Source organism: Planotetraspora phitsanulokensis, assembly GCF_016863295.1.
Taxonomy (GTDB): Bacteria; Actinomycetota; Actinomycetes; order Streptosporangiales; family Streptosporangiaceae; genus Planotetraspora; species Planotetraspora phitsanulokensis.
On sequence record NZ_BOOP01000032.1, the window covers coordinates 81,553 to 95,397 of the forward strand.

Annotated in this window: 13 protein-coding genes; 10 read left to right on the plus strand and 3 right to left on the minus strand. The window is 71.1% G+C overall.

The genetic code is table 11. From position 1 onward, the window contains the following. Positions 1-353 precede the first annotated feature (353 nt). Positions 354-1,148 (plus strand): aminoglycoside phosphotransferase/kinase family protein, encoded by a 795-nt coding sequence (locus Pph01_RS31705; RefSeq protein ID WP_204076859.1) that lies wholly within the window; start codon positions 354-356, stop codon positions 1,146-1,148. A gap of 98 nt (positions 1,149-1,246) precedes the next feature. Here the strand turns inward: Pph01_RS31705 and Pph01_RS31710 are convergent, their stop codons facing one another. Next, positions 1,247-2,080 carry a nitroreductase/quinone reductase family protein gene (locus Pph01_RS31710; RefSeq protein ID WP_204076860.1) on the minus strand — a complete coding sequence of 278 codons (834 nt, stop codon included), beginning with the start codon at positions 2,078-2,080 and terminating at the stop codon, positions 1,247-1,249. A gap of 519 nt (positions 2,081-2,599) precedes the next feature. Here Pph01_RS31710 and Pph01_RS31715 point away from each other — a divergent pair. After that, on the plus strand, positions 2,600-2,950 hold the full coding sequence (locus Pph01_RS31715) for a VOC family protein (RefSeq protein WP_204076861.1): 351 nt from the start codon (positions 2,600-2,602) through the stop codon (positions 2,948-2,950). 112 nt (positions 2,951-3,062) lie between these two features. On the opposite strand, the gene Pph01_RS31720 is transcribed toward Pph01_RS31715, so the two are convergent. Continuing rightward, the gene (locus Pph01_RS31720; protein WP_204076862.1) at positions 3,063-4,277 is read right to left on the minus strand and encodes a cysteine desulfurase-like protein; all 1,215 of its coding nucleotides are present in this window, start codon (positions 4,275-4,277) and stop codon (positions 3,063-3,065) included. Between the two features lie 87 nt (positions 4,278-4,364). Here Pph01_RS31720 and Pph01_RS31725 point away from each other — a divergent pair, with 87 nt between their 5' ends. The 8 genes from Pph01_RS31725 (at position 4,365) to Pph01_RS31760 (ending at position 13,191) form a co-directional block, all read left to right on the plus strand. Beyond that, positions 4,365-5,111, plus strand: coding sequence for an SDR family NAD(P)-dependent oxidoreductase (locus Pph01_RS31725; RefSeq protein ID WP_204076863.1), 747 nt, complete (start codon positions 4,365-4,367; stop codon positions 5,109-5,111). Between the two features lie 168 nt (positions 5,112-5,279). Then, positions 5,280-5,669: a DUF302 domain-containing protein gene (locus Pph01_RS31730; protein ID WP_204076864.1), complete on the plus strand. Its 390-nt coding sequence runs from the start codon at positions 5,280-5,282 to the stop codon at positions 5,667-5,669. 231 nt (positions 5,670-5,900) lie between these two features. After that, on the plus strand, positions 5,901-6,824 hold the full coding sequence (locus Pph01_RS31735; protein WP_204076865.1) for an AraC family transcriptional regulator: 924 nt from the start codon (positions 5,901-5,903) through the stop codon (positions 6,822-6,824). 92 nt (positions 6,825-6,916) lie between these two features. Next, positions 6,917-7,438 carry a (2Fe-2S)-binding protein gene (locus Pph01_RS31740; protein WP_204076866.1) on the plus strand — a complete coding sequence of 174 codons (522 nt, stop codon included), beginning with the start codon at positions 6,917-6,919 and terminating at the stop codon, positions 7,436-7,438. A 3-nt stretch (positions 7,439-7,441) separates the two neighbouring features. After that, a complete protein-coding gene (locus Pph01_RS31745; RefSeq protein ID WP_204076867.1) occupies positions 7,442-8,446 on the plus strand; it encodes an FAD binding domain-containing protein in 1,005 nt (334 codons plus the stop codon). Next, positions 8,443-10,620: a xanthine dehydrogenase family protein molybdopterin-binding subunit gene (locus Pph01_RS31750; protein WP_204076868.1), complete on the plus strand. Its 2,178-nt coding sequence runs from the start codon at positions 8,443-8,445 to the stop codon at positions 10,618-10,620. The genes Pph01_RS31745 and Pph01_RS31750 overlap by 4 nt, the downstream gene beginning before the upstream one ends. 48 nt (positions 10,621-10,668) lie before the next feature. Continuing rightward, entirely contained in the window at positions 10,669-12,183 is a 1,515-nt protein-coding gene (locus Pph01_RS31755) for a serine/threonine-protein kinase (protein ID WP_204076869.1), read from the plus strand. A gap of 429 nt (positions 12,184-12,612) precedes the next feature. Next, complete coding sequence (locus Pph01_RS31760; protein ID WP_204076870.1) at positions 12,613-13,191, plus strand: CGNR zinc finger domain-containing protein; 579 nt, start codon at positions 12,613-12,615, stop codon at positions 13,189-13,191. Positions 13,192-13,287: 96 nt separating this feature from the next. On the opposite strand, the gene Pph01_RS31765 is transcribed toward Pph01_RS31760, so the two are convergent. After that, entirely contained in the window at positions 13,288-13,842 is a 555-nt protein-coding gene (locus Pph01_RS31765; RefSeq protein ID WP_204076871.1) for a winged helix-turn-helix transcriptional regulator, read from the minus strand. Positions 13,843-13,845 lie beyond the last annotated feature (3 nt).

A 13,845-nucleotide genomic window follows, 5' to 3' on the forward strand; every position in this document is an offset into this window, starting at 1 on the left:
GTCGGGGTGTGTCGGCGAAGACGCGGAAGAATGAACCGTGCCGGTGCCGCGATCGTCCACGCGGAAATCCGATTGCGACGCCCCGGCGGCGTTGCCTAGTCTCGTTCGTGTCCTACTCGTCAAGGAGGTCGACATGACGTGCATGGTTGTCAGCGAGGTCGCCGTCACCGCTACGACGCGCGGGCCGATCGCCGTCTGATCGGCTCTTTCGGCGTCCGCCCGGCCTGAACGGGCCCGATGCCGGACGCCTTTCGCCTCGTAGCGGGCCGCCTGCCGCGGATGTTCCGCGGCCGCCACCGGTGCCGTCCCCTGGCGCCGGTGTCACCATCACCGCGCTGACACGAGGAGAAATCGTGGATTCCCCATCGTCCTTCGAGCCCCTGACGGCGGCCGAAGGCGGACCAAGTCATGTCATCCGTACGGGAGGGACCGTCAGGCGTCCCGGCCGGCCCTGGACCCGGACCGTGCACGCACTGCTGCGCCACCTGGAGGACGTCGGGTTCACCGGCTCCCCCCGGGTGGTCGGCGTGGACGGCGACGGCAACGAGGTCCTGACCTACATCGAGGGCAGCATCGTCCATCCACACGCGTGGCCGGACGAGGCCGTCGGGCAGGTCGGCGCGCTGCTGCGCGAGTTGCACACCGCCACCGCCGGCTTCCGGCCGCCACCGGACGCCGAGTGGCAACCCTGGTGGATGCATCGCATCGGCCCTGACTCGGTGATCGGACACTGCGACGCCGGGCCGTGGCACACCGTGGTTCAGGACGGTCGGCCCGTGGCGTTCATCGACTGGACCCTCGCGGGCCCCGTCGACCGCCTGGACGAGGTCGCCGCCTGCGCCTGGTGGCACGCGCAACTGCACGGCGACACCGTCGCTCGGCGCAATGACCTGCCTGACCCGCCCGCTCGCGCCCGGCAGTTGAGGTTGTTCCTCGACGGCTACGAACTGCCGGCCGCCGATCGGGACGGGCTCGTCGACCGGATGATCGAGTTCGCGATCCGGGACTGCGCCGCCGAGGCGGCCGACGCCGGGATCACTCCGGACTCGGCCGATCCCGGCGCGGCGTGGGCGCTCGCCTGGCGGGCCGACGCAGCCGGGTGGATGATCCGCAACCGGGCACTGCTGGAAGAGGCCATCCGGGCGTAGCCCATGGCCGGGACCTGGGCCGCCGGCCTCCCGCCGGCGGCCCAGGATCCGTTCGATCGGTTCGCACCCCTCCGGCAGGGTTCACCCCGCGGAGCGGGTCAGGCCGGCGCGTCGAGGATCGGGATCAGCTGCTCCTCCTCGTAGGTCAGATGCCGTTCGAGTTCGTCGATGAGCCGCTCGACCTGCGGGAGCACCAGGAGGGGATCCGCTCCCTCGGCGGAGACGACCTCCTGCAACTCGTCGATCAGAGCCGCGATCGTCCGGTGCTCCTCGCTTAGCCGTTCCAGGGCCGGGGCGAGCTCCGGGCGGCTGTCCCCGAGGGCCGGGAACACGCCGCCGTCCTCATGGGTGTGGTGAAGATGCAGCCCGTGGCAGACGGTCAGGCAGTTCATGCGGAGCTGGGCGCCCAGGCCGGGACCCGATTCGGCGATCTCCTTGCGGATCAGAGCGAGCTCCCGCCGGAACGCGTCGTGGATCATCTTCAGGGCCGCGCCCAGGGACGCCGCCCGTGGCGGTCCCCCCGTGACCGCGCGCAGGGCGACCACGGGGATCACCCGCGACGTCTTGGCCTGGTAGCCGGCCCATCCGGGGTCGGCCTCCACCGCGCGGGCGAAGGCGTGGTCCCGCTCGTCGCCCTGTAGGACGACGGCCTCCGCCTCGTACGTGAAGGCTCCGTCCTCGACCTGGACGCGGGGATTCGCGACCAGGTTGTGGAACCAGTCCGGATGGTTCGGCCCGCCGCCGGCCGAGGCGATGACCAGCACCCGCTCGCCGCCGTCCGGAAGGTAGCCGACCGGGACCGTGTGCGGAGCACCGGATCGCACCCCGGTGGTGGTCAGCAGGAGCAGCCGGGCTCCTTCGAAAGGACCGCCGACCCGCCCTTCGTTGGCGCGGAACTCCTCGATGATCTGTCGGTTGAAATCGTTCGGCACTCTTTTTCTACTCCAGAAATGTGGGGACGTGCGGATTCAGGGCATGGCGAAGAATCGCCCGGCGTGCCGGACGGAATTCGCAAGGGATGGGCGCACCCCTGTTTCGGGAATGGCGGAGAACACGGCTTGCCGGGCCGGGGGTCGCGAATGACAGGGAAGCGCTGACCGGCGGAGACGAGCACGTGGAAACGTCGTATGAAATTCGGGGATGCGGCGGGCGGAATCCAAGCGGCGGGCCTCGCGCCCGCCCGGCCTTCACGCCTCGGCCGGGTGCCCCACTCGCTCTTGGCCCATGGCCGACCCGGCAGTCACGGTCATCACCGTAATGCCATCGAGGTGATGAGGCAATCCGCATTTCCCCGGCCCGGCGCGAAGGCGGCCGATTTCGCGAAGCGATTCGGCGCCGGAGTCGCTGCTCCTCGTCATCGGTGCGATGACATTCGCGTGCACGTTTCCGCCGTCGATGATGTTTCGCTCTCAGAGGAGGCTGACGAACGCTCCGGCGGGTAGGTGGGCGTCGTGACTCTCATATGGGAACAAGTGGTGATCGACGCAGCCGATCCGGTACGGCTCGGGCAGTGGTGGACCAAGGCGCTCGGCTGGACCGTCGTCAACGACGCCGAGGAGGAGTTCGAGATCCGGATGGCTCCCGACATCCTGCCCGGCATCATCTTCGTCCCCGTCGGCGAGGAGAAGAAGGCGAAGAGCCGACTTCATCTCGACTTCCGTCCGGACGACCAGGAGGCCGAGGTCAGCCGGCTCCTGGCGCTGGGCGCCACCCACGCCGACGTGGGTCAGGGCGACTCGTCCTGGGTGGTGCTCGCCGATCCGGAAGGCAATGAATTCTGCGTGCTCGCCTCCCGGAAATGATCCAGGCGCGTGACGTCAGCCGCTCGGCCCGCCTTCCGCGGTGGTCAGCAGAAAGGCGGGCGGTGCTCCGCGGCCCGCCCGAGGAGGCGGGCCGCGGTGACGGCGGCCGTCGTCAGGAACGGCCTGGCGAGAGCTCTTCGAGGCCGTTGAGCAGGCGGTCGACGTCCGAGCGGTCGTTGTAGTGAACCAGCCCGGCGCGTACGGCGGAGCCCGAGTCGCGGATGCCGAGCGCCTGGGTCAGCTCCCACGCGTAGCAGTGGCCGTCCCAGACGTTGACCTTGCGCGTCGCCAGGTGCTCGGCCACCTGCCGCGGCGTGTGCCCGGCCACCGTGAAGTACGCCGTGGCCGTACGGCGGGCGGGCGAGCCGACGAGGCTCACGTGAGGCAGGGACGCCAGCCCCTTGAGCAGGTGTGCGAACTCGGCCTGCTCATGGGCCTCGACCGCCGTCATCGAGGTGAGCAGGCGCCTGCGCCGGTCGCCCGTCGCGTCGGGGTCCAGGCCGGCGAGGTGGTCGACGGCGGCGGTGACGCCGGCCAGGTCCGCGAACGGCGACGTTCCCGTCTCGAACCGGTCAGGCACCTCGTCCGAGGAGGAGGCGAGCTTGTCGGGCGACAGCCGTTCGAGCAGCTCAGGCGGTGCGACGACGGTGCCGATGTGCGGGCCCGACCACTTGTACGCGCTGGTCGCGTAGAAGTCCGCGCCGAGCTCGACCATGTCGATCGGGGTGTGCGGGGTGGCGTGGACGCCGTCGACGTAGGCCAGGGCGCCCACCGCGTGCGCCCGGTCGGTGATCCGCCGGACGTCGGGCCTGGTCCCCAGCACGTTGCTCGCCGCGGTCACGGCCACCAGCCTCGTGCGCTCGTTCACGAGTTCGTCGTACTGGTCGGCGGGCAACTCGCCGCTCGGCACCTCCACCGACGCCCAGCGCACCCGCGCGCCGGCCCGGGTCGCCGCCTGCACCCACGGCCGGACGTTGGCGTCGTGATCGAGCCGCGAGACCACGATCTCGTCGTCCGGCCCCCAGTCCTTCGCCAGGGTGTAGGCGAACCGGTAGGTGAGGGTGGTCATGTTCGGGCCGAAGACCACGCCGCCGGCCTCGCCACCCACGAGATCGGCGACGGCCTGACGAGCCTCCGAGACGATCTGGTCGGACCTGGCGCTGGCGGGGAAGGCCCCGTGCGTGTTGCCGATGCCGTGCGCGTACGCGCCGGTGACGGCGTCGATCACGGGTTGCGGCACCTGGGTGCCCGCCGCCGCGTCCAGCCAGGCATATCCGTCAGAAAGGGCAGGATAGAGAGCACGAATGCGTGAAATGTCGAGGCTCATGGCTCCTGAGTCTCGCGCCCCACCCCTGCCGAGGGGAAGGGGCGGCCAGGCGTCAACGAGGCATTTGCACCTGTTAGTCTCCCGGACGTGAATGGACGGGCAGTTCTGGTCACCGGAGCGTCGCGGGGCATCGGACGGGCGGTCGCCACGGCGTTCGCGGCCGCGGGCGACCGGGTCGCCATCCACCATCGGTCCTCTCCCGATCTCGCGGAGGAGTTGCGGGCCGGGCTGCCGGGGGAGGGGCATGTGGTCGTCCAGGCCGACGTCGCCGACCCCGCCGCAGTGCGCAGCATGGTCGACGAGGCCGCCGAGGCGCTGGGCGGGCTCGACGTCGTGGTCAACAACGCGGGCGTCTTCCTATCCCATCCGATCACCGAGGTCTCCTACGAGGAGTGGCAGACCGCGTGGCATGACACCCTCGCCGTCAATCTCCTGGGCGCGGCCAACGTCGCGTGGTGTGCCGTGCGGCACATGCCCCCGGGCGGCAGGATCGTCAACGTCTCTTCCCGCGGCGCGTTCCGCGGCGAGCCCGACAGCCCCGCCTACGGTGCGAGCAAGGCCGGCATGAACGCCATGGGCCAGTCGCTCGCGATCTGGCTGGCTCCGCACGGCATCACCGTGGGCACCGTGGCGCCCGGCTTCGTCGAGACCGACATGACGAACGAGCACCTGAAGGCGCCGCGAGGCGACGCCATCCGGGCGCAGAGCCCGTTCGGGCGGGTCGCGATGCCCGAAGAGATCGCCGCCGCCGTCGTGTATCTGGCCTCGCCCGCCGCCGAGTGGGCCAGCGGCACCATCATCGACCTGAACGGCGCGTCCTACCTGCGCAGCTAGACGCGAGCCGACTTATCGCTTATCTGCCCACCCCCGCTCCGCCGGGGTGCTCAACGGAATACCCCGACACGCCTGTCCACGGCCGACGACCTGCGGCTTCAGGTGAATAGGGTCGCGGAGAGCGGTCGCCTCACCATTCGGCGGCCACAGACAGATGGGCAGGACGTGATGAGCGATCTGGAGACGTGGATCAGTCCGTACGGCCACGCCGAGACGGTGCGACGGCTGGAGCAGGAGATCGGCGCCCGCGGTGCGACGATCTACGGGCGCGTCGACCATGCCGCCAACGCCGCGTCGGTCGGGATGCACATGCCGCCGACCGTCGTGCTGATCTTCGGCAATCCCCGCGGCGGGACGCCGATCATGCTGAGTGTCCCGGCGGCGGCCTACGACATGCCGGCGCGGATCCTGGTCCGTGAGGCGGGCTCCGAGGTGCTGGTCGAGTACCGGCGGCCGGAACTGCTCGCCGCCGCCTTCGGGCTGGACGCGGAGACGGTCGCCCCGTTGCAGGTGATCGGGGGCATCGTGCAGGCGGCTGTCGCGCCGCCCACGCCGTGACCTGAGGAAATTCGATCATCAGCTGTTCCGGGATGTGACAGGTCCCCGATTTCCTGGAGCTCCGACCCGCTGTCAAGTTGCCGGAGGATGGCGGGTTGAATACAGAGAGGCAGGTAACCGGAATGTCCGAAACAGTGAGATTGTGATGACCAGAATCGGCCCGCCCTTCCTGATCGTTGCCGACGTGACGAACCGCGAGAGCGCCGAGACGCGCCTCGGCTGACCGGCGTCGTGGACGATACCAACCCGTTCAAGTCGCTCGACCTCGATCAGAGCGCCTTCACGGAGCGCACCTTCTGCAGTTGGTACGACACCGGCTGGAGGTCGGTCCTGCTGCGCCGCTACGACGACCACCTCGTCGCCGAGGACGTCTATCTCCCTCCCACAGACGACCAGCACCTGGTCCTCGTCACGGCGGGAGAGTCCACGATCGAGTCCTTCGGAGAGGGCGGCCGGCGCAAGGCCAGGTACGTCCCCGGCCAGATCGGCCTCACTCCACCCGGCGTGCCGACCCGGTTGCGATGGCGGTCGGAGGCCTCCCCGCGGACGCTCCACCTCCATCTGCCCGACCGCCTGCTGACCCGCGCCGCCCGGGAGTTGTGGGGGACCGAGGACAGCCCGTTGAGCCGGCCGGACGCGCTGGCGCTGTCCGATCCCGTCGTCGCGCAGGTCATGCTGGCCCTGGACACCGCCGCCGCCACGGGCATGGACGATCTCTACGCCGACTCCGCCGCCCACTTTCTCGCGGTCCACCTGCTGACCCGGCACTGCGGGATGCCCGTCCCGCGCCTTCCCCGCCGCGAGGACACCCGGGTGCGGCGCGCCATCGAGATCATGCGGGACGGCCTGCACCACCCGCTGACCCTGACCGACATCGCGAGCCAGGTCTGGCTGAGCACCTTCCACTTCGTCCGGGTCTTCAAGGCGGCGACGGGCGAGACGCCGCATCGCTATCTGACCCGGCTGCGCATCCAGGAGGCATGCCGCCATCTGGAACGTGGAACCGGCTCGATCAGTGAGATCGCCCAGCTCTGCGGGTTCAGCAGCCCTTCACACCTGTCCGCGGCCTTCGCCCGGGAGGTGGGGACCTCGCCCTCCGCCTATCGGCGTGACGTCCAGGAACGGGACCAGCGGGTCGACACGCACGACCAGTGAACGGAGGAGCCACGATGACCGCAATTGTTCGAGGGTCCGGCGGCAATCCTGCGAATGCGGCCGACGAAGACGTCTGCCTAGCGTTGGGCTCCATGGGGAGTTCTGAATCGACGATCTCGTCCGCCGTCCGTACGGAGACGACGTTCACGGTCAACGGCCGGTCCGTACGGGTGGAACTGGACCCGCGCGAGTCGCTGCTCGACGTCCTGCGGGAGCGGCTGGGGCTGACCGGCACCAAGAAGGGTTGCGACCACGGCCAGTGCGGCGCGTGCACCGTCCATCTGGACGGCCGCAGGATCGTGTCCTGCCTGACACCGGCCGTGCAGGTGAACGGCCAGGCGGTGACGACGATCGAAGGGGTGGCGGACCCCGACGGGACGCTGCACCCGCTTCAGGAGGCGTTCATCGACAACGACGCGCTGCAGTGCGGGTACTGCACGCCCGGTCAGGTGATGTCCGGGCTCGCCTGCATCGCCGAGGGCCACGCCGGCAGCGACGACGAGATCCGCGAGTACCTCAGCGGCAACCTGTGCCGCTGCGGCGCGTACGCCGGGATCCTGGCCGCCGTCCGTGAGACGGCCCGCCGCCCGAACTCCCCGTCGAGCGAGGGCTGACCGATGAGGCCCTTCAGCTACGCGGCACCCGCCACCCTCGCCGAGGCCGTCACCGCCCTCGCCGAGTCCGGGCCGGGCACGAAGATCCTCGCCGGCGGCACGACGCTGTACGACCTGATGAAGCTCGACATCGAGGCGCCCCCGGCGGTCGTCGACATCCACCGCCTCGCCGAGATCGCCGCCGTCGACACGACCCGTCCCGGCGAGTTCTCCTTCGGCGCCGGCGCCCGGATGGCCGACGTCGCCGACGACCCGGTCGTGCGGCGCGACTTCCCCGCGCTGGCCGAGTCGCTCGCCAAGGCCGCCTCCCAGCAACTGCGCAACATGGCCACCGTCGGGGGCAACCTGCTTCAGCGCACCCGTTGCGGCTACTTCCGCGGCGGACCCGTGTTCCCCTGCAACAAACGAGAGCCGGGCAGCGGCTGCTCCGCGCTCGGCGGCCTGGACCGGGGGCACGCCCTGTTCGGGGGCGGCGACGCCTGCGTCGCCACCTATCCGGGCGACTGGGCGATCGCCCTGCTCGCGTTCGACGCCGTCGTCGACGTCATCGGTCCTCGTGGCGCGCGCACGGTGGCGATCGCGGACCTCCACGTCGAGCCGGGCGACACTCCGCAGCGGGAGCACACCCTCGCCGGAGACGAGCTCATCGTCCGCATCCGCGTCCCGGTCACTCCCTCCGGCCGGGGCTCCACGTATCACAAGATCCGCGACCGGGAGTCGTACGCCTTCGCGCTCGTGTCGGTCGCGGCGGGGGTGGCCTTCGACGACCGCGGTGTGGTCGAGGACTGCCGCATCGCTTTAGGCGGGGTGGCCACTCGGCCGTGGCGTGCCCCGGCCGCCGAGAGGGTCATGATCGGCGAGCGGCTGACCGAGGCGACCGCCCGCCGGGCCGGCGAAGTGGCGTTCGCCGGGGCCCGCCCGGGGACCGGCAACGCGTTCAAGATCGAGCTTGGCGTCCGCGCGGTGGCCGACGCGCTGCGCATCGCCGGAGAGCGAGCAGTCCGATGAGCACTCCGACCCGGCGGGTCGACGCCCGCGAAAAGGTGACCGGTGCGGCGCGCTACGGGGCGGACCGCACGTCCCCGGACCTGGCGCACGCCGTGTTCGCCGTCTCCACCATCGGCAAGGGCCGCGTCGTGAACGTCGACACCGCCGCCGCCGAGGCCGTCCCCGGCGTGCTGACGGTGCTGACCCGCATCGACCCCGCCGAGCTCGGCTCGCCCGGCTTCGTCATGGGCGGAGGCTACGGCTTCCAGAGCCTGCAGCCGCTGACCGACGACCGCATCGCCTACCGCGGCCAGCCCATCGCGCTGGTCGTCGCCGACACGCTCGTCGCCGCGACCGAGGCGGCGAACCTGGTCCGCGCGGAATACGAGGCCGAGCCGGTCACGTCGGACCTCGACGCGGAAGGCGCCGAGACGCTCGTTCAGGAGGAGGCCATCCCGCTTCCGTTTCTCGCCGACATCGTCGTGGGCGACGCCGACGCCGCCTTCGCCGGGAGCGCGGTGCGGATCGAGGAGACCTACGAGCTTCCCCGGCAGCACCAGGTGCCGATGGAGCTGATCGGCGGGGTCGTGGAGTGGCGCGGCGACACGCTGGTGGTGCACGAGGGGACCCAGAACGCGGGAGCCCTGCGCGGCGGCCTGGCCAAGCAGCTCGGCATGGATCCCGCGAAGATCGAGATCATCGCCCCCTACACGGGAGGCGGGTTCGGCCAGAAGAACTCCCTTCAGCCCCACGTGGGACCGCTTGCGCTGGCCGCACGCCGGCTCGGGCGGCCGATCAAGTTCGTCATGCCCCGGACGCAGACGTTCCACCAGGCCAGCTTCCGCCCGGCGAGCCGCCATCTCGTACGGCTCGGCGCCGACGAGACCGGCCGGCTGCTGGCCGCGGTCCACGAGGTGGACCAGCAGACCTCCCGGCACGACCTGTTCCCCAGCATGTCGACGGAGATCACCAGCCGTCTCTACGGGATCGGCCATTTCCGGGGCCGTCAGCGGCTGGTCCGCACCGATGTGCAGACTCCCGGCTTCATGCGCGCTCCGTTCGAGCACCCCGCCGCGTTCGCGTTCGAGTCGGCCGTCGACGAGCTCGCCTACGCTGTGGGGCAGGACCCCGTGGCGCTGCGCCTGGCCAACGACACCGACGTCGACCCGGTCACCGGGCAGCCGTTCTCGTCCCGCTACCTCGCCGAGTGCCTCCGGCGCGGAGCCGACATGTTCGGCTGGGCCGGCCGTACCCACGAGCCCCGCTCGATGCGCGCTTCGGACGGATCGCGGATCGGCTGGGGGGTCGCGTCCGGCGTCTATCCCGCATCGGTCGCGCCGGCCGTCGCCCGGCTGACCGCCACCTCGGAGGGGAAGGTCACCGTCGGGGTGGACGGCCACGAGATGGGCCAGGGCATCCGCACCGCGATCACCCTGCTGATCTCCGAGGACCTGTCCGTCGGGGTCGACGACGTGACCGTGGACGTCGGCGACACCAGGGTGGCGCCGCAACATCTCACCGCCGGTTCGTGGGGTACGGCCACGGCGCTGCAGGCCGTCCACGCCGCGCTGCGTGAGCTGCGCAAACACCTCAACGTGGCGGACAGCGATCCCGTCGACGTGGGGGCGGCGGTCGCCGCGACCGGGCAGACGAGCGTCGAGGTGGAGGCGACCACCATCGCGCCCGGGCAGCCGCCCGAGATCATCGAACGGTCACGTGCGGGGCTGGTCGCCTTCGCCGGGCCGGTCTACCCCGGCTTCACCGCCTTCAGTTTCATCGCGCATTTCGTCGAGGTGCGGATCGAGCCGACGACCCGGCGCATCCGGGTGCCGCGCGTGGTCAGCGTGGCCGACTGCGGCAGGGTCGCCAGCCCGGTGACCGCCGCCAGCCAGGTCCGCGGCGCCGTGGTCTGGGGCATCGGAGCGTCGTTGCGGGAGCGGAGCGAGGTCGATCCCCGATTCGGCGGGTTCGCCAACGCGACCATGGAGGAGTACCCGATCCCGGTCAACGCCGACATCGGCGAGATCGAGGTCGGTTTCGTCGACAAGCCCGACCCGATGCTCAACCCGGTCGGGGTCAAGGGCCTCGGCGAGGTGGCCATGGTGGGTGTGGCCGCCGCCATCGGGAACGCCGTCTTCCACGCCACGGGCCGCCGTCTGCGACGGTTGCCGATCCGCATCGAAGACGTGCTCTGAGGGGTTCGCACCGGGCCATGCCGATCACTGTCGTGGTAGGCATTGCACATGGCACCGCCCGCCCCCCTGCGCGCCGACGACCCCCGGCGCCTCGGCGTCTATCGTCTGGCCGGGCGCATCGGCCAGGGGGGACAGGGAGTGGTGTTCCTCGGCACCGCTCCCGGCGGCGTCCAGGTCGCGGTGAAGCGCATGCACCAGGAACTGGACGGTGAGAAGGCCAGAAGGCGCTTCATCGCCGAGGTGGAGGCGGTGCGGCGGGTCGCGCCCTTCTGCACGGCGCAGGTGCTCGACGCCGACCTCGACGAGGAGCGCCCCTACATCGTCAGCGAGTACATCGACGGGCCGTCCCTGCGCGAGGACGTCACGACCTCGGGTCCCCGCGCCGGGGGATCGCTCGATCGGATCGCCGTGGCCACGGCCACCGCGCTCGCGGCCATCCATCAGGCCGGGGTGGTGCACCGGGACTTCAAGCCGGGCAACGTCCTACTCGGCCCGGATGGCCCGCGTGTGATCGACTTCGGCATCTCCCGGATCCTGGACGCGACGGAGACCGTGACGATCACCCCGGTCGGCACGCCCGCGTACATCTCTCCCGAGCAGCTCAGGGGAGAACGGGTGAGTCCGGCGGCCGACATGTTCGGCTGGGCGCTCACGGTCGCCTACACCGCGAGCGGGCGGCACGCATACAGTGCCGATTCCTTCGAGGCGATCCTCGGCAGGATCCTGTTCGGCACGGCCGACCTCGGGCCTCTCAGCGGCCGGTTACGCGACATCGTCGTCGCCTGCCTCGCGGCGGCCCCCTCCGACCGGCCGACCGCGGACGAGGTGCTGCGTCACCTCATCGGGCGCGAGGAGTTCGCTCTCCGCGACAAGGAGCCCGGCTCCGTGCTCGAGGCGGGCGCCCTCCTGGCCGCCGACACGCACCCGGCGGACGCGGCCTCGGCGAGCGTGTCGCCGGACGCCGTCACCGACCCCCAGACGCCACAGGACCTCGGCGAGATGGTCGCCGCGTCGGATCTGGACAGGGCCGAGCACACCCGCCCCGGCGGCGTCTCGCGGTGGCTCCTGCGGAAGCCCGTCATCGTGACGGTGGCCGCCGTCCTCGTCGCCGGCGTCGTCGGGGCGACGTTGTGGTGGACCGGTCACGGCCGGTCGGGCACGGTCGCCTCGCCGTCCACGTCCTCCCCGCTCGCGTCCCCCACCGTGCCGACCGCCACCCCCTCGTCGCCGCGAGCGTTCTCGTACGCGGGCCGCTGGACCGGAAGCGCCGAGTATTCCTCGAGGGACCTGGTCTTCTCCGTGGAACTGGTCCTGGCCGCGAACACGGCCAAGGCCGGCTCCATGCGGTGGGGGGAGAACCTCCAGTGCTCGGGGCGGCTGAGCCGGGTGCGTGAGACGGACGTCACCTTGACGATGCGGATCGGCAAGGTCGTCGGCCCCCGTGGGTGCTCCCCGGCCACAGTCGAGCTCACCCCGCAGGGCCGCGACACGATGGCCTTCCGGGTCACCCGCACGGCGGAGACGAAGCCCCGGTACTCCGGCCTCGTCGTCCTGACGCCCTGACCGCCACGCGGGTTCCGTGCCCTTCGCCCGTCGTGCTCTTCGCCCGCCGCGCCCTCATGCGCCCGCGTCTCACCGCCGCGCCTCCGCGCCCCTTGTCCCGGTCCGTTGTCTCGGTCCGTTGTCTCGGTCCGTTGTCTCGGTCCGTTGTCTCGGTCCGTTGTCTCGGCCTGTTGTCTCGCGCCTTGTATCCCGCGTCCCCGGCGTCAGCGTTCGGGCCATCACACGGCCTTACCCGCCCGTCTCACTCCACCCGCGTCGCTCTCCCGGTGGGGGCAAGGGCCTTCTTCTCGTTTCTCATGGAATCTCGGACGACTTCCGTGAGAATCGAAACACTGCCCCTGTGCCCCCGTGCCCGCAGGCGCGATCGGCCACGATGACCGAACAGATCCACACCGGACCGCTGGCCGCTGAGGAGAGGACGACCTGACGATGGCGCCCTGGCATCCGGCCCCCGGTGAGGACGGTTCCGTCGCACTGGCGCTGATCAATTCACGGCACTCCACCCCTGCCACCGGGATGATCGACGACCTGCCCTCGTCGCGTGAGATCGCCGACTGGCTACGGGCGCGCGGCCTCGTCGTCGATGGCGGCCTCCCGCTGGGGCCGATCGAGGTCATCCGGCTGCATGAGCTCAGAAACGCCGCGCGATGTCTGTTCGTCGCCGTCGCGGACGGGAGCCGACCCTGGCAGCCCGCGATGGAGCTGGTGAACGAACTGGTCCGGGCAGTTCCAGTGGCTCCGGTGGTGGAGTGGCCCGTCACCGGTCCGGTGAAGGTCTGGCATGCGGAACGGGAGGGCTTCGACGCGGTTCTCGCCCACATCGCCCGTGACGCCGTCGACGTCATCACCGGACCGCGCGCGCCGACGATCCGCCGGTGCGAGTCGCCCCGCTGCGTACGGATCTTTCTGCGCGAGCACGCCCGGCGGGTCTGGTGCTCCACGACCTGCGGGGACCGGGCGCGCGCCGACCGGCACTACCGGATCCAGCGGGCCGGCCGCGACGGCTGAGGGCGACCCCGGGACGCGGACCCCCGGGTGCGCACGAGGCCCTCGCGCCCGGCAGCGTCACTCGGCACTGTCACTCGGCACTGTCACTCGGCACTGTCACTCGGACTCGCTGGCACCCGGCGTCGTCTCGGTCGCCTCGCTCGCGCGTGCGGCGAGGGCGGCGGCCCGGTCGGGGACGCTCGCGAATCGCCCGCGCAGTCCTTCGCCGGCACCCGGACCCGCGGCGAACCGCACCGCGGACGCGGTGACGGGCTCACCGGTCTTCCGGTCGACCATGACCGGATCGATCTCGCGCCCGCTCTCGGAGTCGACCACGATCACCGACGGCTCGTCGTCTGCCCGCAGCTCGTTTCCCCAGGTGGTCAGCGCGAGCAGCACCGGCAGGAACCGCCGCCCGCGCTCGGTGAGCACGTATTCGTACCTCACGGGACGCTGCTGGTACGGCCTGCGGGACAGGACGCCCGCCGCCACCAGCGCCTTGAGCCGGCGGGTCAGCATGTTGGGCGCGATGCCCAGGCTGCGCTCGAACTCGTCGAAACGGCTGTAGCCGTCGAAGGCGTCACGCAGGATGAGCATGCTCCACCAGTCGCCGACCTGGTCCAGGCTCGCGGCCATGGGGCACTCGGCCCCCGAGAAGCTGGTGCGCTGCATCCG

What these genes read in the sequence shown, in the direction of transcription:
- Pph01_RS31720 (WP_204076862.1), bottom strand. Translation starts at nt 4,277, where the DNA reads ATGAGCCTCGACATTTCACGCATTCGTGCTCTCTATCCTGCCCTTTCT.
- Pph01_RS31730 (WP_204076864.1), top strand. Translation starts at nt 5,280, where the DNA reads ATGAGCGATCTGGAGACGTGGATCAGTCCGTACGGCCACGCCGAGACG.
- Pph01_RS31740 (WP_204076866.1), top strand. Translation starts at nt 6,917, where the DNA reads ATGGGGAGTTCTGAATCGACGATCTCGTCCGCCGTCCGTACGGAGACG.
- Pph01_RS31745 (WP_204076867.1), top strand. Translation starts at nt 7,442, where the DNA reads ATGAGGCCCTTCAGCTACGCGGCACCCGCCACCCTCGCCGAGGCCGTC.
- Pph01_RS31750 (WP_204076868.1), top strand. Translation starts at nt 8,443, where the DNA reads ATGAGCACTCCGACCCGGCGGGTCGACGCCCGCGAAAAGGTGACCGGT.
- Pph01_RS31755 (WP_204076869.1), top strand. Translation starts at nt 10,669, where the DNA reads ATGGCACCGCCCGCCCCCCTGCGCGCCGACGACCCCCGGCGCCTCGGC.
- Pph01_RS31760 (WP_204076870.1), top strand. Translation starts at nt 12,613, where the DNA reads ATGGCGCCCTGGCATCCGGCCCCCGGTGAGGACGGTTCCGTCGCACTG.
- Pph01_RS31765 (WP_204076871.1), bottom strand. Translation starts at nt 13,842, where the DNA reads ATGCAGCGCACCAGCTTCTCGGGGGCCGAGTGCCCCATGGCCGCGAGC.